Genomic DNA, 22,767 nt, shown 5'->3' on the forward strand with positions numbered 1-22,767 from the left:
CTTCAATCGGTTATAAACCGATCATACACAAACACTACTGACAGCGTTATGTCAGTAGTGTTTAAGGAGATTGCTTGCTTCCTCGCGAATTCGAATTCTTAATGATTCGGGCTCCAAGACCAGAGCCGAGGCTCCCCAGCCAAGTATCCAACGCAGTACATCTTCTGGATGCCTTACACGAAAATCTGCGTATAATCCATCTGTTTGCAGTTCTGCTTTCTCCATGTAGTAATTATTCGCTTCAATCACTCTATCTGCAATTCGACCATGAAACCATACACGGACATGAACATCACGGTTGTCAGGTGGTGAGTAGCTATGAATATTAAAACCTGGAGGAAGATCGAATGGATCTGTACTAATCTCTAGGTCGCTCATGCGGGATATACGAAAATGACGAATCTCCTGTCGCAAATCACATCGGGCAATCAGCATCCATGAGCCTTGCATCCAAAGCATCCCGTAAGGGGATGACATACGAACGGTCTTTTGTACGGTTTCATTAACCGTTCCAGGCTTATGGTAATGAAACCGGATTTTGAGTTTATGCTGCATTGCCTTTCGGATGATTCCCATATGTTCGATCTCTCGCTCGTGTGTATCACTGTCCGGTGAACGAAGTAAACGGATACCCTGTTGTATCTGTCCCACCTCTTCCCGAAGAGGCACGGGCAGGATTGCTTCAATTTTGGAACGGGACGTAAGGGATGTACTCTTGTAGTAGTTATCGAAGCGCTGTTCAACAAAATCAAGTCCGATTAGAAGTGTAACCGCTTCTTCAGCTGTCAAGCTGACCGGAGGCAAAAAGTATCCTTCCATAAGAGAATATCCTACTCCGGGTTCTCCCACCACAGGAACTCCTGCCTCACATAACGCCTGAATGTCCCTGTATATGGTTCGGACACTTGTTTCAAACAAGAGGGCTAAATCTTCCGCACGTTGAACCTTCCCTCGTTGCAGTTCAAGTACGATGGCCAGCATACGATCCGATTTGTTCAAGAACACACCTCCTTGTGTGTAATACTAATTGTATTCATCTTCATTGGACATCTATTATAAGTAACATATGGACAATTGAAAAGCATACTGACGAACAAGTCTTCATTATGGCCGCGTCGACCCATTTTCGTAAGGTGTTTCATTAAACAACAAAGACCAACCCGCAGAACATAGGTTGGTCTATAAAAACTTTTATGATATTGAAATTCAGAGAAAGCTCGGACCTCACTACTTCCATGATCATTGGGTAGAACCCCTCCTATCGTGCTCATCGATTACCTTCCTTACTGCACGAAGAATCCCTCCATATCCAGTACAGCGGCACAGATTACCGCATAATCCCGTTTCGATCTGTTCCTGACTTGGCTGCGGATTGCGGTCCAAGAGAGCCTTAGTGGAAATCACCATCCCGGGTGTACAATACCCGCATTGGAAGCCGCCTTCTTCCACAAAAGCCTGCTGAATTGGGTGCAACTTCCCTTCTTCTTCACCATGTAACCCTTCAATTGTTGTTATTTCACTGCCAACACATTGATAAGCCATAACGAGACAGGAATTGACCGGCTCTCCATCCATCAGTATCATACAAGCACCACATCGGCCAACTTCGCAGGAAACTTTTGTTCCGGTTAGATTCAAATGCGAGCGCAGTACATCCACAAGACGGGTTGTCTGGGTGATGTGCAATTGTTTCTCCTCGCCATTCACAACGGCTGTCCAGAAATTGCTCAAAGGTTCAGTCATGATGAACCCACTCCTTTCTGAAGCGAGACGCACAGTGGTTTGATCAGTTGATCGCGCGGAATCGGCAAACGATTAACCCACACCCCTGTAGCCTGGTGAATCGCAGCGGTGATGGCCGGAGCAAGCGCCACCGAACCAATCTCGCCAATCCCCCGTGGTCCAAACGGATCTCCCTCTGGCAGATCTTCAATTGCCTCTACGTCCAGGTTGGTGTGAATGTCGCGAATCGTCGGAATCAGGTAGGTGTCCAAATTGGTTGTCATATAGCGACTGTCTTGCATCACGGCATCCTCGGTCAATGTAAAACCCAGAGCCATTACACTTCCACCTTCGATCTGCCCGATGAATCCCATTGGATTGATGACAGGGCCAGCAGCAACCACATGCCTCGTATCTAGCAATTTGGCTTCTCCGGTTAGCGTGTTTACCTCCACTTCTGCCGCTACTGCCGCATACGTATATAGATAATGCCCACCCACAACATTGTCCGGCGTGGTCGGATATTCAAATTGAGTATCAAAAATCCATTCTTCCTCTTTTCCATGCTTCGCCAGATCAACGTAAGAAACAACAACTCTGGAATTCATCGTCGGTTCATTCGCTGTAACTTCTGGAGAATGCTGTACCTTGCGCCATACTCCCTCAATTCCAGTAATCAGTTCGTCAGTCGGAATTCCTGATAATGCAGAAGCCACCGATAAGATTTTGGAGCGGAATGGTGTCTGTAATCGCTGAAGAGCCATCCAGGCCATCGTCGTTGAACGCGAAGCGGTGCTTGAACCACTGTGTGGCACTCGATCCGTATCCCCAATGATTATGCTTAGATCGGATGTTGAGCAGTAGAACAGATCGCAGAGCATCATTTCCAGCGTAGCAATAAGTCCCTGACCGAATTCTTCGTAGCTGAATGCCACTTCAATCTTACCTTCGGCATTCAGAGATAGACGCCCGCCCGCCGGATCGGGAATGCCATAACCAAGCCCTGCTCCGTGCATCGCGATGGCTGCACCTACTCCACGTTTAATCCAGGGAGGTAGAGCAAGATCTGCCGGGGGATACTGATGCTTTTGCCATAACTCCGAACGATCCATCGCCTCCCATACTTGCGACAGTCCATCTGTGACCAGAATCTGTTGATTCAATGGCCCAGGATCGGTCTTTCCCCTCATGTTGCGTCTCCGAAACTCCCAGGGGTCCATATCCATAATCTCGGCGAGTCGATCCATCTGACCCTCCATTGCAAAGATTGCCTGATTCCCGCCAAATCCACGAAACTCTCCCGACACCCCATTATTCGTATACACCGAGACGCCCTCCACATCTACGTGGGGAATAGAATATGGCCCGAGACAGTGTTCTGTGCAAAAATTCAGGACAGGTGCCCCTAGCGTCGCATATGCTCCGGTGTCTGCGGTAATGCGGACTCGGTGAGCCTGGATCATGCCTTCACGGCTGATTCCGGTCTGCATTTCAATTTTCATCGGATGACGCTTTAATCCTGCACGTACGGATTCTTTGCGTGAATTATGCATTTTCACAGGACGTCCGGACCTTAAAGCAAGCAGTGCCCCATAAGGCTGTACATTCAGCTCATCTTTCCCGCCAAAAGAACCTCCTATTGGAGACGAGACCACCCGAATATCTTCTTCGGAACAGCCAATGATTCGGGCAAGCTGCATCCTGTCCTTGTAACCATGCTGTGTCGCCGCGTAGACATGGAGTCTCCCACTTTCATCAGGAACAAATAACCCGCCTTCCGTCTCCATATAGGCATGCATCTGGCGAGGGGTATAATAAGTCTCACTCACAATATGTTCGCATGCAGCAAAGCCCTCATCTACATTGCCTCGTTTGATTTCGGTACGGTGCAGCACATTGCCGGGACAATGTTCATGGAGCTCAGGTGCACCGGGTGCCAGTGCAGCCTCTGGGCTGTCCAGCGGAATCCATTCTTCATACTCAACCCGGATGGAATCCAGCGCGAGCGCTGCACGTTCCGGGGAGTCCGCAGCAACTGCGGCAATGGCGTCACCGACATAACGAACGACATGCTCGCAAAATACAGGCTGATCCGGAGTTGCAATGCCAAACAGGTTCAAACCGGGTACATCTTTGGCGGTGAGTACAGCAAATACACCTTTCATAGCTTCCGCTTTGGTAGTATCGATAGACAATATGCTGGCATAAGGGTAAGAGCTTCGAAGGACCCTTCCGTGGATCATATTGGGCAGCGTCATGTCTGTCAGATATTGAAGCTGTCCTGTTACTTTGCCTATACCATCTGGCCGCAGATGCCAGCGTTTCCCACTACTATCCCGATTTAACAGCATGTTCTCTCTCCTTTCTCCCTTCAGAAGCTGTTGGTCTCACACTTTGCTTCTCCAAAATGGTTTTCTTTTATGAGCGAAGTGCTTCCCAGAGTCCGGCACCGAGCATATTACCTGCCGTTTGTTTGCGGTACTCTTCTGTAGCGAATGCATCGCTATAAGTCACGAATTCCGCCATAACCGAGGCAGCTAAAGATGAAGCTTGCATAACTGAAGTCTCCCCGCCAAGAAGCAGCTTTTCCGACTCCGTAAGTCGCATGGCCATGCCTGAACCTCCACCTGCAGCGATCGCTATTTTATTCCAGCGGCCATCTGCATCCACTTCTCCGTGAAATGCAATCGTCACCAGCGATGCTGTAAAGGTCTCCCGCCGACCCAGCTTGCGGTAAAATGAAATTTCACGCGTCGCAGATGCCCGCTCGCTGGTGACATCAGGGAAAGGCGTATGTTTCATCGGAATATGAATGGAAATTAACACATCATTCGGATTGCGACTGCCGTCACGACCACCGTTCAGCCAAGACGAAAGACTTCGCATCTCCATGCCGTTGTCCGTCATCCAGTACAGCTGTGCATCGTAGACAAGGAGTGCAGGGATCGAGTCACCGACTCCCGATACAATGTTTCCGCCAATTGTCGCCACATTCCGGATAGAAGGAGCAGCGATAGCATTCATTGCAGACTGTAATAAGGGCAGCTGTTGCAGATGAACGTCTGTGGCACAATGACTTAATCGCGTCAGTGCTCCAATGACCAGCTCATCTCCACCCACATATACGCCGCTTGCACCTGGAATACGGGCAAGGCTGATCATATGCTCAGGTACAGGAACAAGGCCGCCCTCCCACTGAGTACGCAATAATGTGGCCCCTGCTGCAAAACAATACTTCCCGGACAGTTCACTCTTTAAAGCTTGAAGCTCATCTAGATTAACGGGCTGCCAAACCGTTGGTTGTGCTCCAGACCCATATGCCGACATGACCATCCTTCCATCTCCCTTCTCTATCTGGAATCTGTCTGCGGGACGTTGGATATGAACGAATGATCCAAATAATTCTTCAAATCATATGGGACTGCAACAATAAGGTCAATTATCTTCACATCATTTTGGATAAATGTATAAATAGACTCTTTGATTTGTGCCTGATGCATTGTTTACTGCGATAAGCTAACACAAGCCATTTCATAACCAATTAGATCAAAACAATAAAGAGGCCAACCAGATGGTCTGGCTGACCTCATTACTGCGAGAAATAATACACAAGGAATCGCTCCTTCTGCCTTGATTTTCATTCATCTTATGCCATTCACATAATCCAAAATACGTTCCAGCTCTGGTTCGGTATCCGCATCCCAAAAGCTAAATTCAGACAAAGATACATGCTTGCCTGCATATTTGGGATTGCGCATGATTTTTCGCGCTCCCTCATCTCCGCTAAGCGACAAAAGAGGCCCCAGCATATGTTCACGAAAGGCGACCGGAGGCTTGCCTCCACCGCCATTGGTAGCTGCTGCATAATCACACAGTTTGTTGGAGGCTAACGACTCAGCAACCCTGTTAATATCTTGTGCCTGCAATAGCGGCTGATCTGCCAAAATTATCATCACACCTTCTGGCTTGTATGCTATAGCAGACAGAATGCCACAGTGAAGGGACATGGCGATACCGTATGCATAGTCGATACAGATTGCAATCTGAAGCCTCGTGCTCGTATCTGGAGTACAACCATATGATGCTGCATTGAGCCACATGGAGGGGATCCACGCTAATGAATCCTCGGGTTTGACCACACAGATAACTTTCTCCAAATCGGATTTCAAGGCAGCTTCCAATGTCCATGCGGCCAAACATCTTCCATCAGGCATGACGATAGACAGTTTATCCCGCCCCATTCGGCTGCTCTTACCTGCCGCTAGCACGATGCCCGTCAGTCGCATGTGCAATCCCCCTCTGTACTTTGCGACGCTCTGCGGCAACAGCTGCTCTTTTACAGGCAATAAGTTCTGCTGCGATGCTGATTGCAATCTCTTCCGGTCCATCGGCACCAATGGTCAAGCCAACGGGTGAATGCAACTGTTTTAGTGGAGGGAGATCGTTCAGCAAACGTGCTGTCCGTGTTCTGGAGCCCATAATACCGATATATGCATAATCTCGATCCTCAAGTAATTCAAGAAATTCCCGTTCTCTCGGAAACTGATGACTCATCAATACGATATAATCCCCGCTTTGGATATCCAGTACAGGTATGATCTGACTTGGGAAACCGCGAACAAACTCAACACCCGGAAAGCGTTCAGTGGTGCAAAAGGTTTCTCTCCAATCCGCTACAACCACACGAAATCCTGCTGATTTGCCCAGACGGGCGACCGGGATCACATCATTTCCGGCTCCAAGGATAATCAGACGGGGTTTGGGCACATATTTTGCGGAGATCTGTAAAGGGATATCCCACCTCTCTGCCTCGTTCATTCCATGCCTCTGAAGATCATTCTCTCCAGAATTAGATGCGACAGCGTCAGCTTCAGACGAATGAATAACAACTAACGATAGTCGCGGTGTATCCTCTGTAATCAATGTGTTTATTGGACCTAGAGAAGCTCCCTTGGCAACTGGAGAAGGGGATAACGATGTCTGGCTTTCCGCATCCTCAGCGAGCTGAATCACATAATGAATTCGCGTGTATTGATCGTAGAATGAACGGGTTAGCTCCACAGCTGAGCCAGATTGAAAATACGTATGCATTTGAGACAAGATCGACCTGAGTTCAGCACATACCGGCTCTAGCAGCACTATAATTAACCCGCCGCAGCCAATCGTTTCCCCCCAGGACAAATCATCTTCCGGACGCATATCATACTCCACGAATTCCAACTGCTGTGTATCCAGCACACGGTCCACCCTAGCCTGCAGATCGCTCTCCAGACAACCTGGACTGATACTGCCATACACCACACCTTCTTCGGTCAAAAGCATAGAGACTCCTTGCTTACGGTAAGCATGACCTTCTACCTTAACCGCTGTTGCGAGAACACAGCGCGGTTCCCGCCCTGCAATTGCACACAGATCATGCATTTCCATCGCGTCTCCATCCTTTCAGGGATTTGAATCCGAATCCGAAGAAGTGATTCTGGACCTTCCTAGCGTATATTGAATGTCCAACTTTTGCTCAGATAGTTCATTGGGTGAGTTTCATACGGCTGCGTTCGATTAGATGCGTTTCATCAATCTTGCAATACTTTTATCCGATTCACGAAGCACAATGCCACGATCAATCGTTTGAATCTTCCGGTTTTGGAGCACGATGCTTCCATCAATAATAACGGTGTCTACACAGCTGCGAGTTGCGGAATAGACTACACGGGAATACACATCAGTCTCATAGGAAGGGTACGTATGAAAATCATCCAGATCCAGCAGCAATATATCTGCTTTTTTACCCACTTCCAGACTGCCGATTTCCTTGGACATTCCGAGCACTTCTGCTCCACCCATCGTCGCCATACGAAGCACCGTACGGGCGTCCATCACTGTTGGACCGTGAGGCACCTTTTGAATGAGCGCGGTCAGGCGCATTTCCTGGAACATATCCAGATTGTTGTTGCACGGCGCACCATCGGCACCAATCCCTACCGCAATCTGGCGATTCAGCAGATCAGGAATATCCGCTATACCTGAGGACAGTTTCATATTCGATCCAGGGCAGTGGGTGACTTTTACCCCGCGTTTGCGAATAATCTCCTTCTCTTCCTCACTCAGCCACACACAGTGGGCAAGCACCAGTCTTGGGGTAGCTAGACCGATATGATCCAGATAGACAATGTTGCGCATGCCACGCTCGTGTTCTACCAGTTCGATCTCGCCACGATTTTCGGAGGCATGGGTGTGCACTTTCACATGGTACTTATTCGACAGGTCACGCACCTCAACCAATAATTCTTCGGTGCACGAGACGACGAAGCGTGGACAAAACGCATACTGAATACGGCCACCGCCGAATCCATTCCATTTCTCCAGCAAATCGACACTTTGTTGCAGCGAGGTAGCCGTATTTTCACGCAGCGGTTCAGGAACTTCATCCCCGTGATCCATCATCACTTTACCGGAAATCACCCGAATGCCGCTCTGTGCCATCGCCTGAAAAGCCGAATCGGTATGATGCACGGTCTCCATATCCAAAATGGTTGTTGTCCCGCTGGAAATCAATTCGCCCAAGCCGAGCATCGCCGAGTAATAGACAGACTCTTCATCATGCGCTGCCTCAAGCGGCCAGATGCGTTGGCGAAGCCAATCCATCAGCTCCAGATCGTCCGCACGTCCACGGAACAAGGTCTGACACAGATGAATATGCGTTTGGATAAAACCTGGAAGCAGCACTTTGCCTCGAGCATCAATGACCTGATCTGCCTGAACATCGATATGCTCTGCAATTTCTTTGATTTTATTGTCCTCGATCAGCAAATCTCCCGTAAATACATCCTCTTCTGCATTCATTGTGACGAGTTGTGCACCTTTTAGCAGGATCGTTCCCATGATAATCTCCCCTATCCGTATCTATCTGCGTAATTTTATTAATTCTGATCCTGCACAGTTAAGATGATCTTCTTTGGATCTATGCATGATGCTTTACATAAATCACGCTACCACCCGATAGCCATGCCATCTCCCCTGGGATCTGCTGCCCCGCTAATCATGCCATCTTCACGGATGACAATCCCTTGTGACTGCCCCATAATCCCGTCCCAAGGCGCTCTGGCTTCGACGTTATGTCCCCACCGGGTAAGCGTGTCACATACGTCGTCATGATAGCGGTTCTCCACTCTCATCGTGTCGCCTTCCTCGCCCCAGGTACGCCCATACACCCAACGCGGTAACCCAATGGCTTCCTGAATGTTCAGACCATAGTCCAGCACACCCGTAAGAACTGATAACTGTGTCTGAGGTTGGCCCTCACCGCCCTGCGTACCTACGAGCATATAAGGTTTCCCGTTACGAGTGACAAGACCCGGCATTAGGGTGTGGAATGAGCGTTTATTTGGTTCCAATACGTTAGCGTCCTTCGGATCAAGTGAGAAAAAGGAACCGCGGTTCTGCATGATCACACCCGTATCCCCGGGCACATAAGCAGCGCCAAAATCAAAGTACAGGCTCTGGATAAACGAGACGGCATTGCCTTCATTGTCCACAACCGCCGCATAAGCCGTATCCTGACCCATCATTTTGGACAGAAAAGGCTGTGCCACAGCAGGTGGAGCGGACTGAATCTCGTTCCATAATTCATTTCCATAAACCTTGGACAACAAATTTCCCAGCGGAATATCCCTGAAATCCGGGTCTGTGAGATAACGATCACGGTCACGAAAAGCCTTTTTGACCACTTCAGCCATCAGATGATAAAACTCGGGGGACGTCCGCGCAACGGAAGAGAGATCAATATGTTCCAGCATATTCAACATCATCAGCATCGAGAAGCCCTGTGAATTGGGCGGCATCTGGTGAACTTGATAGCCACGGTAATCGGTAGTGATCGGCTTCACCCACTCTCCCTTGTGAGCTGCGAAATCCGCTGGGGCAAGCATGCCGCCATCCTCACGAATAGCCGAAGTTAGCTGCTCCGCCAGTTCCCCGGTATAAAAAACATCACGTCCACCTGCCTGAATCAGGCGAATGGAAGAGGCAAGCTCAGGCTGCAAGAGTAGATCGCCTTCCTGCAAAAGTGTACCAAAAGGGGCAAATACCGCTCGCAGCGGTGTATGCCCCATAATGAAATCCTCATCACGTTCCAGCCACAGGCGCAGATTTCGGGATACAGGGCATCCTTTCTCTGCATATAGCACAGCTGGTTCAAGTAACTGTTCCCACTTTAACTTCCCATAGCGGGACCAGACTTCCCACCATGCATCTACCATTCCAGGAACGGTAATCGCACTAAGCACACCTCGCTGAGGAATGGCGCTCATCCCCATCGCTTTGAACGTGTCCGCATGAATGCCTGCTGCTGAACGACCGCTTCCGTTGTAAGCAGTTATGTCACCACTTGCTCCGTCGTGAATCAGAAAGAAAGCATCTCCGCCAAGTCCTGTCATGTGTGGGTAGACTACGCCCAGTGCGGCACTTACAGCAACAGCAGCATCATAAGCGTTACCACCTTGCTGGAGGATTGCGCTGCCAACCGTACTCGCCAAATAATGGGGGGAGGTAACCATCACCTCCCTGGATATCGGCATCTGGTTCAACATAAGACGCCCTCCTTCCCGGCATACACATCCAGCGCTGCCTGTACGGCCTCGCCTGCTGGCAAGGCGTGACGATGACGCAACAGGACAGCTTCCAGTGCGCCCAGCACATGAAGTACATTTTTGCGCTGGCAGCTGAATCCCATCGTACCAATACGCCAAATCTTGCCTTTCAGTGGTCCAAATGAGCTGGCAATCTCAATACTGAAATCGTTCAGAAGCATGCTGCGTACCGACTCACCATCCATACCATCGGGTATTTCGATACAAGTGACCACCGGAAGTTTACTGGACATGTCTCCATACAGTTTGAGCCCCATGCCCTGGATTCCCGCTACTAACGCTCGTTCATTGATCCGATGTCTCTGAAAACGGGCATCCAGTCCTTCCTGAAGCAAAATTCGCAGTCCTTCGTGAAGACCGTAGAGCATCGAAGTAGCCTCCGTATGATGGTTCAACCGTGCCGAGCTCCAATAGTCCTGCAATTGGCTCAGGTCAAAATAATTACTGGCAATCGTGCGCCCTTCAGCCCGAGCACTTGTTGCATCCCTGAGCCCTCGTTCGACGGTTTTGCGGCTCATCAGCTTCTTCTCCACACGACTGTTATACGTTAATGGCGCCATCCCGGATGGAACGGACAAACACTTCTGCGTTCCACCCATCACCGCGTCCAGATACCATGCATCCGTCTCCACAGGTGTACCGCCGATTGTGGCAACAGCATCGACGACAAGTAAAATATCAAGTTCGCGGCAGGCTTTGCCAATCTCGGCGAGAGGCTGCATTTGCCCGGTTGATGTCTCGCCGTGAACCATCGCGACCAAACTCGGCTTATGGGCATGAATCGCCTTGATTACCTCTTCGGGATCAAAAACCGTTCCCCATTCTGTTTCAAAAAAAACAACCTCGGCACCACAACGTTCCGAAATTTCAACCAGCAGATGTCCGAAGCGTCCATAGATGGGAACCAGCACCTTGTCCCCCGGTTGAATCAGACTGACCAGCACGGCTTCAATACCTGAGCGGGATGTGCCATCTACCGGATAACACCACTCATTATCTGTGATGTATAGTTCACGCAGCATGGCCATCGTCTCATTCATCAGGGAAGTGAACTCCGGATCAAACTGCCCCAGGATCGGGAAGGATAATGCCCTCAGCACTCTTGGATCGACTTCAGCTGGCCCCGGTGTCATGATCGTCCGCAAGGACGGGGACAATTCTTTATAGTTGGACATCTTCACTCAACTCCCGTAACCGTATTTATAGAGTAACTGGACGAGAACCCGGAAACCTTTCATCAGGTCCTCTTCAGCTGTATATTCAAGGGGATTATGGCTAATGCCATCCTGGCTGGGGACAAAGATCATCGCCGTGGGACAAGCCGGCTGAAAGATCTGCGAATCATGTCCTGCGCCGCTTGGCATGTGCATATAGGATAACTGCTCCACTTCACATATATCTCGAATGTCTGACGTCATCTGTTCGTTCATCGGAGTAGGCGTGACAGACAAGTGCTCATCCCAGTTCAGTCCGAGCTGCTGCTCGGCTGCGATTCGGCTAAATTCCTGCAGCATATGCTGCCAGCATCGATCGATGCTCTCTTGCCTGATATGCCGGATATCGAGCGAGAATACGGCTCGGGATGCAACGACGTTACCGACGCCCGGATCAGCTGTTATTCGTCCGACTGTGGCTACAAGTGGTTCTCCCGCTTCAAGCGCAATGCGTCTTACGGCTGTAATCATCTCGGCTGCACCTGCAAGTGCATCCTTGCGCCAGGACATCGGTGTAGTTCCGGCATGATTGGCTTCGCCACTGACTGTAATGCTAAAGCGCTTCTGGCCTACAATATCCGATACAATACCAATTGAATGGCCCAATCGTTCAAGGACCTGACCTTGCTCGATATGAAGCTCGATAAACGCAACATATGTGTGTGAAGCTGATCTATAGCTGCTATCTGGTCCAAAGCCTGCATCACGTATCGCCTCTGCAAAGGTAATGCCTTCTTGATCCTTCAAATGCTGAACGTCTTCCAGCCCGCTTACCCCCGTTATACTCCGTGATCCCCAATAAGCGAAGGGGAATCGACTACCTTCTTCTTCACATAGGGACACGACTTGAACCGTTCGTTTCGGTGCCCCAAAATTTTTCTGTAGATACTCTAGCGCGAGCATACCTGCAACTACGCCATACGCACCGTCATACTTCCCACCATGTACCACTGTATCGATATGGGAACCCGTAACAATCGGCGCCTCTTTCATTCCTGTTCCTGAACCCGTACCGTGCAGAGTTCCATACAGGTTGCCCGATTGATCAAATTCAGGAGCCAACCCGTTCTCCTGCATTTTTGCCGCTAGCGCATGCTGTGCCTTACACCATGCTTGGTCGTACAAAAGACGTGTCACACCTCCCTGGGGATCAGCGCCATATGTAGACAACCAGTCAAGCATGCCTTGCAGCTGCACCTGCTCCAATTGCGGCAAAGCCTGGGTGGGACGTTCCGTACCGGAAGACGTGTGTACTTCAAAGTCCGTCATGATACCCCTCCGTTCCTTCAACACCAACCGGAACAGATGAGTTAGCACGGATAAACCGTCCTAAAGGTTCATCCGATAATCCTGTTTTTGAACTGTATACTCGTGTGCCCCGGCAGAACACATCTACAATGCTGGAGAAAAACGTGCGTCCCACATAAGGACTCTGTTTATGTGTGTAGTGCAGATCATCCGTATTTAAGGTGGTACTCTTCTCCCAATCAATCAGTACCAGATCCGCGTCCTTGCCGATGGCGATCTCACCTTTGTTCTCCAATCCAAGCCTTCTGGCAGGTTGCAGGGCCAGGACTCTTCCCAGCAAAGGAAGGGCTACATTTCGCTGAAGATGTCCTTCCTCCAACATGAGCAGCAGCGTACTTTGCGCACCCGAGATGCCACCCCAGATTTCAAAGAAATTATCAGATTGTTTCATCGATGGCGGACAGGGTGAGTGGTCGGATGCAATAACATCAATCAGACCTGCTGCCAGCGCATCCCATAACTGATCTTGCTCAACCTGACTCCGCAATGGCGGCGCACACTTCGCTACAGCTCCCAACCGGACAACATCCTCATCTGTCAGAGTCAGGTAATGTGGACATGTTTCAGAAGTTACATCCAGCCCGCGCTGTTTTGCCTCTGCAATCAGATCAAGCGCTTCCCGTGTACTGATATGAACAAAATGAAGTGCACATCCGGTTTGCTCCCCATATTGCAGCGCTCGTGACACCGCCCGAACCTCTGCTTCTGCTGGGCGAGATTGCACGTAATTAATCGGGCCGATTCGTCCATCTGCAATACTCCTTGCCCCAAGTTCAGCAACCATCGCTTCGTCTTCCGCATGAAGCGCCAGTACATGGTTTAGCTTTGCAATCTCGTACATGCCATTCAAAAGTGTATCGTCATCCGCTCTGGCGAAGATGTCTTCCCCTTCTCCGCCAGGTTCGGACATAAATGCCTTGAATCCGGCCGCACCCATATCGGCCAAAGGTGCAAGCTCGGCCCGATTGCCGGGAACAAGTCCTCCCCAGAACGCATAATCAACATAGGATTGACCGTCGGCTGCTTTCATTTTCGACTCCCAAGCCTCCGGTCTAATCGTTGGAGGGACACCATTAAGCGGCATATCGACATACGTCGTAATTCCACCAGCAGCCAGTGATGCGGATCCCGATTTGAAACCCTCCCAGCTCGCGAGTCCAGGTTCATTAAAGTGAACATGTATGTCCACAGCCCCCGGCATCACTGTGAGGCCAATTGCTTCTATTATTTCAGTATCTTCATCACCCACCAGGTGTGAGGACAAAGCTGATATTTGTTCACCAGTAATCCCAATATCCAGTTCTTCCACGCTATCTCTCAACACAACCCGGGCCCCCCGGATGATCGTATCTAATCTTGTCATATGGATGACCCTCCTCTGATCAGAACTGGATTCGTATATTTCAGCTTCCCCGGTATGTACTGTAACCTCCAGGCGCAATCAACAGAGGAATGTGGTAGTGACTTGAAGCATCGGATACGGCAAACCGGATCGGCACAACCGTCCATAATACCTGCCCTAATTCTTCAAGAGATCGCTGTGCGTAATATCCCTCAACGTTGAAATGAAGCTCGTAGACCGCTTGCTCAAGCTTCCCGCCTTCAAGCAAAGGTGCATCCAGACGCCCATCGGCATTGGTCAACGATTCAGCAACTTTCATTTTGCTTTCCTTCTCGCCATTCCTGTGTAATACAAAAAGTTCAACCCGCACGCCTGCGGCCGGAACGCCCTTGGAAGTATCCAGCACATGCGTAGTAATCCGTCCTCCAGCTACCGACATCATGCCTCACCTTCTCTCTTCGAGCCCCTCTGGTCAGCCTCTAGATCATCCCTTGTCATTGAGAAACCCTGAAACCCATAAGGAGGCCTGGCCTCGGTGAATACTTTGCCTTCTCCTTCTTTTACTTCCTCCAGCACCGTTTCCCATGTCCGATTGTTGGATTCAAATGAAACCTCACTGAGCTGTCCAAATCGTCGCAATAGCCTTAGTCCAATCTGATAAATTAGATGCTGAATGGATGCCGAACGACACGCATGGAACACGGCTGCAGCTACATCTCTTACCTGCTCCGCCGCTACATAACGTCCGCGCTGATCGTCCATGCCATCTCTCGGGTCTTCGTAACGCCAATTGATATTCAGGAAAATGAACAGTGGACGGTCCCATGTCTCGGGTAAGGTGGTGTGCTCATCCTTGACGAAACCGGCAAATTCACTGCCTTTGACCTTAATCAGCCTGATATCTGCGACACCACTGAAATGATTGTTCAGTTCAACCTGATTTCCTTTTCGCTGCGCTTCAATTGCAGCCGTCGCGCGATCATTCTGGGAATAACGGAATACCAGCTCGCTTGCACGAAGGCTTCCTTCTCTGCGAACAGGCACATCTTCAAAAGGAATCTGATCTGCCGTCATTTGCACTTTGGTCATCTGCGGATATGTCTCCAGAAAACGTCGGCTAACGTAAGCGAGAAAACCCTCCACCGTAGCTCCGTAGTAATCCGCAGCATGTTTCAGGATGAAATTCTTCATTGAATCCGTTGCAACGATGCGAGAGTTATCTCCTTCAATAAAAGAAGGCAGAAATTCGTCGCCTTGCACGGCTACTTTAATGTTTAATCCGAACAGGATATTATTCCGTCCGGTGAATGGAGATTCCGGGATGGGCTGAATACCCGTCAACGGTTTGGCGTATGAGCGGTACATCCTTACATCTCCTTTGCCGTAATACATGGTCCGTTGCTTTACTTCGGATGGCTTAAATTCAAACTCATGTTCATGACCAATCTGCACCAGCCACTGTTCCAATCGAATGGAAGCAATCTTGAACACTTCCTTCAGGGCGGTCTGGAATTCCTCCTCTCTTCCTCTCCCATTGCGCTTCCGCATGGACTCCAGGATGGACTGAGCTGTGTGACCTTTCACGGCCAATATAAAAGGAAAGCCAAATTGGCTTGTATATTCTTTGTTTAGTTTACTAAGTTCGTGATATTGCTCCGACGAAAGTGAATTAAGCCCTGCACCAGCCTGTTCTTGAACAGAATTGCTGCTCATGCTGATCCGCGCACCGAGATCCGGGTGATTGCAAAGCAACTGCAACTTGACCTTCTCATCGGATGTCTGAACTGTGTTCTTCATGACATTCATCATGTGTTCAAAAGAGTCAAATGGCCGTGAAGGCCAGGAACGCTCCGCCACCCAAGGTGATTCTTCGAATAGTCCGCCAAACGTATGCACGAACTGTGTGATAGACCAGTTGTTAACGAGTTTAATGAAGTCGCCCATGTTAGAACCTCCGGTCTTCTGTGGATTGTTGTTTTTCATTTTAAGTGTCTCTCGATACTGCGACAACAATATTTACGTAATTTTGTAATATAACATAACATCAGTTATGTGATTTGTTAGCAATGCACGGGGTTTGGTTGTTCAAATGTAATGAAAAGCTAAAAAACCGCACTTCCTCAAGGGAAATACGGTTTTATCTGACATGCCTGTTTCATTGTCATGCTGCACAACACTTGTTCTGGATAATGATTATGATCATAAAAGTATTTACGTATTAAGTAGGTCCACTCTTCAGTTAATAATGCTGCGAATACGGCCTAGCCGTAGTTTTGTCCCGCACAAACTTACGGAAGGTGAACACGAGCTTTAATTTCAGCAAATCATTAGTCTTCTTAAAGTCCATTTGCAGCAAACTTCCGACTTTCTCCATCCGATAGGTAACGGTATTCCGATGCACAAATAGTTGCTTCGCAGCTTCGTTAATGAGTCCGTCATTCTCGATAAAAGATTCCAACGTATTCATCAGTACCTGATTGGGATCGCCGTCCCTGGCCAGTAAAGGCTCAAGTACTTTATTGCAGTAATTCTCCATGATGTTATCTGGAACATGTTGGAACACATAGGCGAATTCCAGCATCTCAAACTGGAGAGCCCGATCCTTCATACCGAATCGGCGAGCCAGTTGGCGAGTATCCAGACATTCCTGATAGGCTTCGCGTAGCGACTTCGGCTCATGCTTCATTTTGCTGATCCAGAAACGCGGTGAAGATGCTCCCTTGGCTTCCTGTGCTGCAAGAACATCCCCGAATCGATTAAGCAGGAATGCTGATAATTCCTCTCCATAATCCCGCCCCGTTGGACAGGTATAGATGGATAATATGCCATCTTCGATCTGAAAATGCTGTGAGGCCGTGAATTGCATAAGCGGATTGTACTGCAACTCGCGGTGGATCTGCTTCAGCAGTTTTCCTTCTGCAAAAACAGACGGTTCCAGCGTAATCAACACGCATTGGTAGGTCCCCTGGAACAGATGAACGCCTTTATTCTCGCTGAGCTTGGTGAGTTCATCTACCGTCATTTTGTTATCCAGATATTGGGTTAACAGCGTACGCATCTCATCCTGAACGGTGGGGTTAATGTGTTCTCGATAGGTCATATCCATATAGAATGCCAAGACATCCGCAGCCTGCTGAAACAATTCTTCCTCCGCTCTAAGTGACAGCGCCGAGTCTGTGAAGACAAGCAAAAATCCGTATTCTTCATCATTCTGCTTGATGGGTACCCGGTGGCAGCTTCCCTGATTCCATTTCACTCGGTGCATGACGGATTTCCAAGGCCAACCTTGTACTACAGCATCTCCCGCAATACCTTCGCTACCATAGAGCACATGTCCGCGGGAGCCAATAACCGCAAGTGGATAATTCAACACGGTAGCTAGTTCGGCAAATACATTCCGATGCTGTTGCTGCTGCAATGCAAACTGCATCAATTTTTTTTGTTTCTGCACCACCTCGTGCAGTAAACGATTGCTGCGTTCATGTTCAGCCTTGAATAACGCATTCATCTGGTCGGAAAATGTAAACTGAAACGGCAGTTCCAGTAGCGGTAACCGCAGTCGATCTGCTTCCTCGATAATCCCTTGCGGAATGGCCTGCCAGAAGCGGCCCAATTTAATGCCAAGCCCAGCACAACCGCGTTCGTTCAGGCGGCGCATCAAACGAAGTGCATCGGTCTCGTTGTCTTTCATAATAAATGCGGTTGTGAACAGCAGTTCTCCGGATTTGATCCAATCCGCTATATCTGGAGCGTCCATGACGTTAACGGATTTCATCATCCGCGAAGTCCCTTCCCCACCTGCAACCAGTTTGGCCTCAGACAACGGGTATACCTGTAAAGCCTCTTTAACCGTGAGCTGCATGGACATTACCTCCCATATATATAACGCATGAAGCCGTTTATATCTCTTATTTGGAATTGAACAAAAGTTCCACACTTGGTTTTAACCATTTTATTGAAATAAACCTTGATTGTTGTTAAGTATTATAACATCATTTTTATTTTAATAGCTTACATGAAAAAAAATAAAACCCATGACACAATTGCAGCAATCGTTGCGCAACTGGCATAGGTTTTATTTTTGAGTTAATACTGTTGAATTTCAAACGGAAAAGATCAGATACCCAATGTTTCATGACTCAGCCATAATTTCATGCGGGAGAGTACCTCTTTCATATTGAGCGGTTTGCTAATATAATCCGAAGCTCCTGCCGCGATACATTTATCACGATCTTCTTTCATGGCTTTGGCAGTCAAAGCAATAATAGGGAGCTTCTTGAGATTCAATCTATCACGGATCTGGCGAGTGGTCTCATACCCATCCAACTCTGGCATCATGATATCCATCAAGATAATATCTGGATTCGCTTCTCCGCTCTCTAACATCTCCAGACACTCGTAGCCATTCTGAGCTGTTATCACTTTCATGTCATACTGCTCAAGGGCATTTGCCAAGGCATAAACATTTCGAATATCATCATCGACAACGAGAACCTGACGACCATTCAATAATGATTCTTCAAGTGGAGTCAGCAACATCTCGATTTTGGTTGAATTCATTCCTGAAGCACTGTTTATTTCAGGAGCAGTCACAGCAACCTCATTCAAGAACAATCTGGAGTTCTGCATAACCTCAGGCTCTTCCCTTCTAAGCGGGAGGAATAGGGTGAAGACACTTCCTTGTCCTTCGCGGCTCGTTGCCGAGATTGATCCTCCCAACAGATTGGCAAGGGATTGAGAGATCGACAGTCCCAGTCCGGTTCCACCGTATTTTCGAGCTGTGGCTCCATCGGCCTGTTTGAACGCATCAAAGATCTGCAGCAGTTTGTTCTCCGAAATACCAATTCCGGTATCACTAACCGAGAAAGCTATAACATCCGTCTCTGCTCCGTTCCCTTCAGGATTGGACAGACTCACTCTGGAAATAGTTAAGGCCACTTCTCCTTCATTGGTGAATTTGAATGCGTTGGAAAGCAAATTTCTCAGAATCTGATGTAACCGCATCTCGTCGGAAAAAATCGTTTCCGGCAGAGGGCTTTGAAGCTGAATACGGAAATCAATTCCTTTTTGCTCAGCCGTTTTCAGGAAATATTGATTCATCGCTTCGGGCAGGCTTCCAAGATAGACATCATCCAAGTCCACTTCCATCTCCCCGGCCTCCACTTTGGAAAGATCGAGAATATCGTTAATCAGATTCAACAGGTCCTTGCCTGATGCATGGATCACCGAAGCATATTTCTGTTCTTCACTGTTTAAGTGCTGATGCTTGTTCTCAGCCAAAATCTCGGACAGAATCAGCATACTGTTCAGCGGAGTACGCAGTTCATGCGACATATTCGCCAGGAACTCAGATTTGTAACCAGAGCTTGTCCGTAACTGATCCGCTACTTCTGCAAGTTCACTGGCAGAGGTCTCAGCCGCATTTTTCTGCAGTTCCAGACGCTCGTTCAACATGTGCAGTTCTTCTGTCTGCATATGTAACTCTTCCGTCTGAGACACCATCTCTTCGGTCTGTGCCTGCAATTTCTCTGATTGTGTCTGCAATTCTTCATTCAGTACCTGGGATTCATCATACAAATGCTGTAATTCCATGCGTGTGACGGTGGAATGAAGCGACACCCCGAAGATTTCGATCAGTTCGGTTAGCAGCTTTGTTTCCTTAGGTTCGATTGGCTTCATGGAAGCCAGTTCGATTACAGCTATCGTTTTACCTTCAAATACCACAGGGGCTACCGTGAGTGATGCAGCTGACGCATCACCAAGACCCGATGAGATACGAATATAATTTTGAGGCAAGTCGTTCATTTGCAGAACCCGCTTCTCAATTGCACTCTGACCAACTAATCCCTCACCCGGTGCAACGGACACTTTACCAAGGGAACGCTCTTTCTCGCCATCTGCTGCATACGCAGCTACACGAATGAGACGATTCTCTTTCATCGCATATAACACGCCATAAGGGGCTTCCAACAGGATCGCGACCTGGTTTAGGAACAAGCGTGACAGTCCCTCCAGGCTCGTAGGGTTCTGTAGGAGCGTGGCGATGTTGGCGACCTGATCCTTAAGTCGATTCTGTTCCTGTACCGTGTCCAGCAATACATTGGTCTCTTGGCCCAAATCACCGACTTCATCATGCGTTCGGACAACAATACGCTGTGTAAGATTGCCGCCTTGGGATATGTCAGTGATGGTTTGTTTGACTTCACGCAGGGTTTTGACGATATTACCCGAAATGACAAGCGCTGCGGCAACAGATAGTCCAGCAACGACAGCCCATAAGGTGTACATAATTGTAAGCAGTGTGGAGCTTCGTTCGGCGAGCTCGGTCACCCGACTCTCCGTGAGGCCCATCTCTGTGTTGCGGAAGGTTTCAAACTGGGACCGTAACAGATCAATTTCGCTTTTACCCGGATCGGAATGGAAAAAATCAATAACTTTCTCCTGATCCCCTTGTCTTTTTAGGGCTACCGAGGCTGTTCCGGCAACATCAATCCAGCGGACAATATGTGATTTGATGTTCTCCAGGCTCTTCTGCTGGGATGGGTTATCGCTAACCAGCTCATACAGTTGGGCATAATTGGAGTTCCATTGGGTCATCGCTTGGGTGTATGGCTCCAAATAACTTTCTTCCCCAGTAATCATGAATCCCCGCTGTCCTGTTTCCATATTCAGAACATTTTTCTCAATTGCGTTGGTCAGGTTATGCACTTCCAGGTCGTGGTGGCTGATAAAATCGATTTCCTTCTGCGATGCATCAATTTGGGCAGATAACACCAGCAAAACAGCACCAAATAACAACACAACCACTAGATAGCCCAATAGAATTTTGGAGCGTATCGTGAATCTTCTCTTTTTCGACAACGCAGAAACCTCCAATGAAATAAACAATTCCGATTGATTAAAAAAACAGTCGCATATGTAGTTTATATGTATACGTATAGACTGACAAGTATTAGTTCACGAAACCTCATGAGCTAAAAAACGACCTGCGGATGCAGGTCGCTTGTTTATTAGAATGAAGTTCGCATGATAATGATTGATTAGGCTTTCGGAGCAATCATTTTCGCTGGATCAACATACTGATCGAATTGCTCTTCTGTAAGTAGACCTGTCTGCAATGTTGCTTCTTTCAGAGACAGTCCTTCCTTATGTGCAAGCTTGGCAATTTTGGCTGCATTCTCATAACCGATGTGCGGATTAAGAGCGGTAACCAGCATAAGCGAGTTATTCAGATTATGTTCAATCTGACTGAGGTTAGGCTCAATACCCACCGCACATTTATCATTGAATGCAACGATGGAATCAGCGAGAAGCTGAACAGATTGCAGGAAGTTATAGATAATAACCGGTTTGAACACATTCAACTCGAAGTTACCCTGACTTGCCGCGAAGCCAATCGCCGCATCGTTCCCCATCACTTGCGTAACCACCATGGTCATCGCTTCGCTCTGGGTTGGATTCACTTTACCCGGCATAATGGAACTGCCCGGTTCGTTCTCTGGAATACGAATCTCTCCCAGACCACTTCGTGGGCCACTAGCCAGCCAGCGAACATCATTGGCTATTTTCATTAAGTCAGCTGCAAGCGCTTTAACTGCACCGTGAGCGTAGACCACTTCATCATGACTTGTAAGCGCGTGGAATTTGTTTGGCGCGGATACAAAATCCTTGCCGGTATGCTTGCCAATTTCTTTGGCTGTATAATCACCAAAGTCAGGATGTGCATTAATTCCGGTTCCTACAGCTGTACCACCAATTGCGAGTTCTTTCATATAATTAACACTATCCCGGATCATGCGTTCACTCTTATCGAGCATCGCTTCCCAGCCGCTGATCTCCTGACCGAGTGTAATTGGCGTTGCATCTTGAAGATGGGTACGTCCAATTTTGATAATATCTTTGAATTTTTCCGATTTGTCTGCAAAAGTGGCTTTTAGCACCGCGATTGCCGGCAAGAGCTGATCTTCAACAGCAAGTACACCTGCAACATGCAGAGCCGTTGGGAATGTATCATTGGAGCTCTGGGACATGTTCACATCATCATTCGGATGCAGACGTTCTTCCTTGCCCTTTTGTTCCAGCAACTGGTTACCCAGATTGGCAATGACCTCGTTTACGTTCATGTTGGACTGTGTTCCGCTACCCGTCTGCCATACCACGAGCGGGAAATGATCATCAATCCGGCCTGCAATAATTTCATCAGCAGCATAAGCGATTGCATCCGATTTGGCAGCGGACAATTTACCCAATTTATGGTTACTGGCAGCAGCACTTTTTTTCAAAATGGCAAGAGCACGTACAACTTCCATCGGCATATGCTCGCGACCGATCGGAAAGTTCTCCTTGCTGCGCTGCGTTTGAGCTCCCCACAGCCTGTCGGCTGGTACTTTCATTTCACCTAACGTATCTCTCTCAATGCGGTATTCCACTTGCTTTTCCTCCTCCAAAAAGATGGTTTGGGTCTCTACAAAAATACGTATACATTCTTTTCTTCACAGCATCTTGCATCTGTTGATTCCAAAATTAACTTTGGGCT

At 48.5% G+C, this 22,767-nt stretch carries 16 protein-coding genes; all 16 read right to left on the bottom strand.

Translation table 11 applies throughout. From position 1 onward, the window contains the following. Window positions 1-51: 51 nt before the first annotated feature. Window positions 52-999 carry a helix-turn-helix transcriptional regulator gene (locus A6049_RS06915; protein WP_063563920.1) on the bottom strand — a complete coding sequence of 316 codons (948 nt, stop codon included), beginning with the start codon at window positions 997-999 and terminating at the stop codon, window positions 52-54. A 240-nt stretch (window positions 1,000-1,239) separates the two neighbouring features. Then, the gene (locus tag A6049_RS06920) at window positions 1,240-1,743 is read right to left on the bottom strand and encodes a (2Fe-2S)-binding protein (RefSeq protein WP_063563921.1); all 504 of its coding nucleotides are present in this window, start codon (window positions 1,741-1,743) and stop codon (window positions 1,240-1,242) included. Next, on the bottom strand, window positions 1,740-4,073 hold the full coding sequence (gene pucD / locus A6049_RS06925) for a xanthine dehydrogenase subunit D (protein ID WP_063563922.1): 2,334 nt from the start codon (window positions 4,071-4,073) through the stop codon (window positions 1,740-1,742). Before pucD ends, A6049_RS06920 begins: the two co-directional genes overlap by 4 nt. Window positions 4,074-4,140: 67 nt before the next feature. Continuing rightward, window positions 4,141-5,055 carry an FAD binding domain-containing protein gene (locus tag A6049_RS06930; protein ID WP_063563923.1) on the bottom strand — a complete coding sequence of 305 codons (915 nt, stop codon included), beginning with the start codon at window positions 5,053-5,055 and terminating at the stop codon, window positions 4,141-4,143. Window positions 5,056-5,363: 308 nt separating this feature from the next. Then, complete coding sequence (locus A6049_RS06935) at window positions 5,364-6,008, bottom strand: nucleotidyltransferase family protein (RefSeq protein ID WP_063563924.1); 645 nt, start codon at window positions 6,006-6,008, stop codon at window positions 5,364-5,366. Continuing rightward, a complete protein-coding gene (locus tag A6049_RS06940) occupies window positions 5,974-7,149 on the bottom strand; it encodes an XdhC family protein (RefSeq protein WP_063563925.1) in 1,176 nt (391 codons plus the stop codon). The genes A6049_RS06935 and A6049_RS06940 overlap by 35 nt, the downstream gene beginning before the upstream one ends. Before the next feature lie 129 nt (window positions 7,150-7,278). Beyond that, window positions 7,279-8,601 carry a 5'-deoxyadenosine deaminase gene (locus A6049_RS06945; protein ID WP_063563926.1) on the bottom strand — a complete coding sequence of 441 codons (1,323 nt, stop codon included), beginning with the start codon at window positions 8,599-8,601 and terminating at the stop codon, window positions 7,279-7,281. Window positions 8,602-8,708: 107 nt separating this feature from the next. Next, window positions 8,709-10,307: a gamma-glutamyltransferase gene (gene ggt / locus A6049_RS06950; protein WP_063563927.1), complete on the bottom strand. Its 1,599-nt coding sequence runs from the start codon at window positions 10,305-10,307 to the stop codon at window positions 8,709-8,711. Beyond that, a complete protein-coding gene (locus A6049_RS06955; RefSeq protein ID WP_063563928.1) occupies window positions 10,301-11,542 on the bottom strand; it encodes a pyridoxal-phosphate-dependent aminotransferase family protein in 1,242 nt (413 codons plus the stop codon). The genes ggt and A6049_RS06955 overlap by 7 nt, the downstream gene beginning before the upstream one ends. 6 nt (window positions 11,543-11,548) lie before the next feature. Beyond that, window positions 11,549-12,850 carry a Zn-dependent hydrolase gene (locus A6049_RS06960; RefSeq protein ID WP_063563929.1) on the bottom strand — a complete coding sequence of 434 codons (1,302 nt, stop codon included), beginning with the start codon at window positions 12,848-12,850 and terminating at the stop codon, window positions 11,549-11,551. Further along, a complete protein-coding gene (allB, locus tag A6049_RS06965) occupies window positions 12,837-14,252 on the bottom strand; it encodes an allantoinase AllB (protein ID WP_063563930.1) in 1,416 nt (471 codons plus the stop codon). Before allB ends, A6049_RS06960 begins: the two co-directional genes overlap by 14 nt. A gap of 40 nt (window positions 14,253-14,292) precedes the next feature. Further along, window positions 14,293-14,673: a hydroxyisourate hydrolase gene (gene uraH, locus A6049_RS06970; protein ID WP_342671812.1), complete on the bottom strand. Its 381-nt coding sequence runs from the start codon at window positions 14,671-14,673 to the stop codon at window positions 14,293-14,295. Continuing rightward, on the bottom strand, window positions 14,670-16,175 hold the full coding sequence (gene pucL / locus A6049_RS06975) for a factor-independent urate hydroxylase (RefSeq protein ID WP_063563932.1): 1,506 nt from the start codon (window positions 16,173-16,175) through the stop codon (window positions 14,670-14,672). Before pucL ends, uraH begins: the two co-directional genes overlap by 4 nt. Window positions 16,176-16,470: 295 nt before the next feature. Continuing rightward, window positions 16,471-18,093 (bottom strand): PucR family transcriptional regulator, encoded by a 1,623-nt coding sequence (locus A6049_RS06980; protein ID WP_063563933.1) that lies wholly within the window; start codon window positions 18,091-18,093, stop codon window positions 16,471-16,473. A gap of 254 nt (window positions 18,094-18,347) precedes the next feature. Then, the gene (locus tag A6049_RS06985) at window positions 18,348-21,092 is read right to left on the bottom strand and encodes a CHASE3 domain-containing protein (protein ID WP_063563934.1); all 2,745 of its coding nucleotides are present in this window, start codon (window positions 21,090-21,092) and stop codon (window positions 18,348-18,350) included. Between the two features lie 179 nt (window positions 21,093-21,271). Further along, on the bottom strand, window positions 21,272-22,660 hold the full coding sequence (gene fumC, locus A6049_RS06990) for a class II fumarate hydratase (RefSeq protein WP_063563935.1): 1,389 nt from the start codon (window positions 22,658-22,660) through the stop codon (window positions 21,272-21,274). Between the last annotated feature and the right edge of the window lie 107 nt (window positions 22,661-22,767).

This window comes from Paenibacillus sp. O199 (assembly GCF_001636635.1).
GTDB classification, from domain to species: Bacteria; Bacillota; Bacilli; order Paenibacillales; family Paenibacillaceae; genus Paenibacillus; species Paenibacillus marchantiae.

Coding starts and splice junctions, on each gene's coding strand:
- A6049_RS06920 (WP_063563921.1), bottom strand. CDS start 1,743: ATGACTGAACCTTTGAGCAATTTCTGGACAGCCGTTGTGAATGGCGAG.
- pucD (WP_063563922.1), bottom strand. CDS start 4,073: ATGCTGTTAAATCGGGATAGTAGTGGGAAACGCTGGCATCTGCGGCCA.
- A6049_RS06930 (WP_063563923.1), bottom strand. CDS start 5,055: ATGGTCATGTCGGCATATGGGTCTGGAGCACAACCAACGGTTTGGCAG.
- A6049_RS06935 (WP_063563924.1), bottom strand. CDS start 6,008: ATGCGACTGACGGGCATCGTGCTAGCGGCAGGTAAGAGCAGCCGAATG.
- A6049_RS06940 (WP_063563925.1), bottom strand. CDS start 7,149: ATGGAAATGCATGATCTGTGTGCAATTGCAGGGCGGGAACCGCGCTGT.
- A6049_RS06945 (WP_063563926.1), bottom strand. CDS start 8,601: ATGGGAACGATCCTGCTAAAAGGTGCACAACTCGTCACAATGAATGCA.
- ggt (WP_063563927.1), bottom strand. CDS start 10,307: ATGTTGAACCAGATGCCGATATCCAGGGAGGTGATGGTTACCTCCCCC.
- A6049_RS06955 (WP_063563928.1), bottom strand. CDS start 11,542: ATGTCCAACTATAAAGAATTGTCCCCGTCCTTGCGGACGATCATGACA.
- A6049_RS06960 (WP_063563929.1), bottom strand. CDS start 12,850: ATGACGGACTTTGAAGTACACACGTCTTCCGGTACGGAACGTCCCACC.
- allB (WP_063563930.1), bottom strand. CDS start 14,252: ATGACAAGATTAGATACGATCATCCGGGGGGCCCGGGTTGTGTTGAGA.
- uraH (WP_342671812.1), bottom strand. CDS start 14,673: ATGATGTCGGTAGCTGGAGGACGGATTACTACGCATGTGCTGGATACT.
- pucL (WP_063563932.1), bottom strand. CDS start 16,175: ATGGGCGACTTCATTAAACTCGTTAACAACTGGTCTATCACACAGTTC.
- A6049_RS06980 (WP_063563933.1), bottom strand. CDS start 18,093: ATGCAGCTCACGGTTAAAGAGGCTTTACAGGTATACCCGTTGTCTGAG.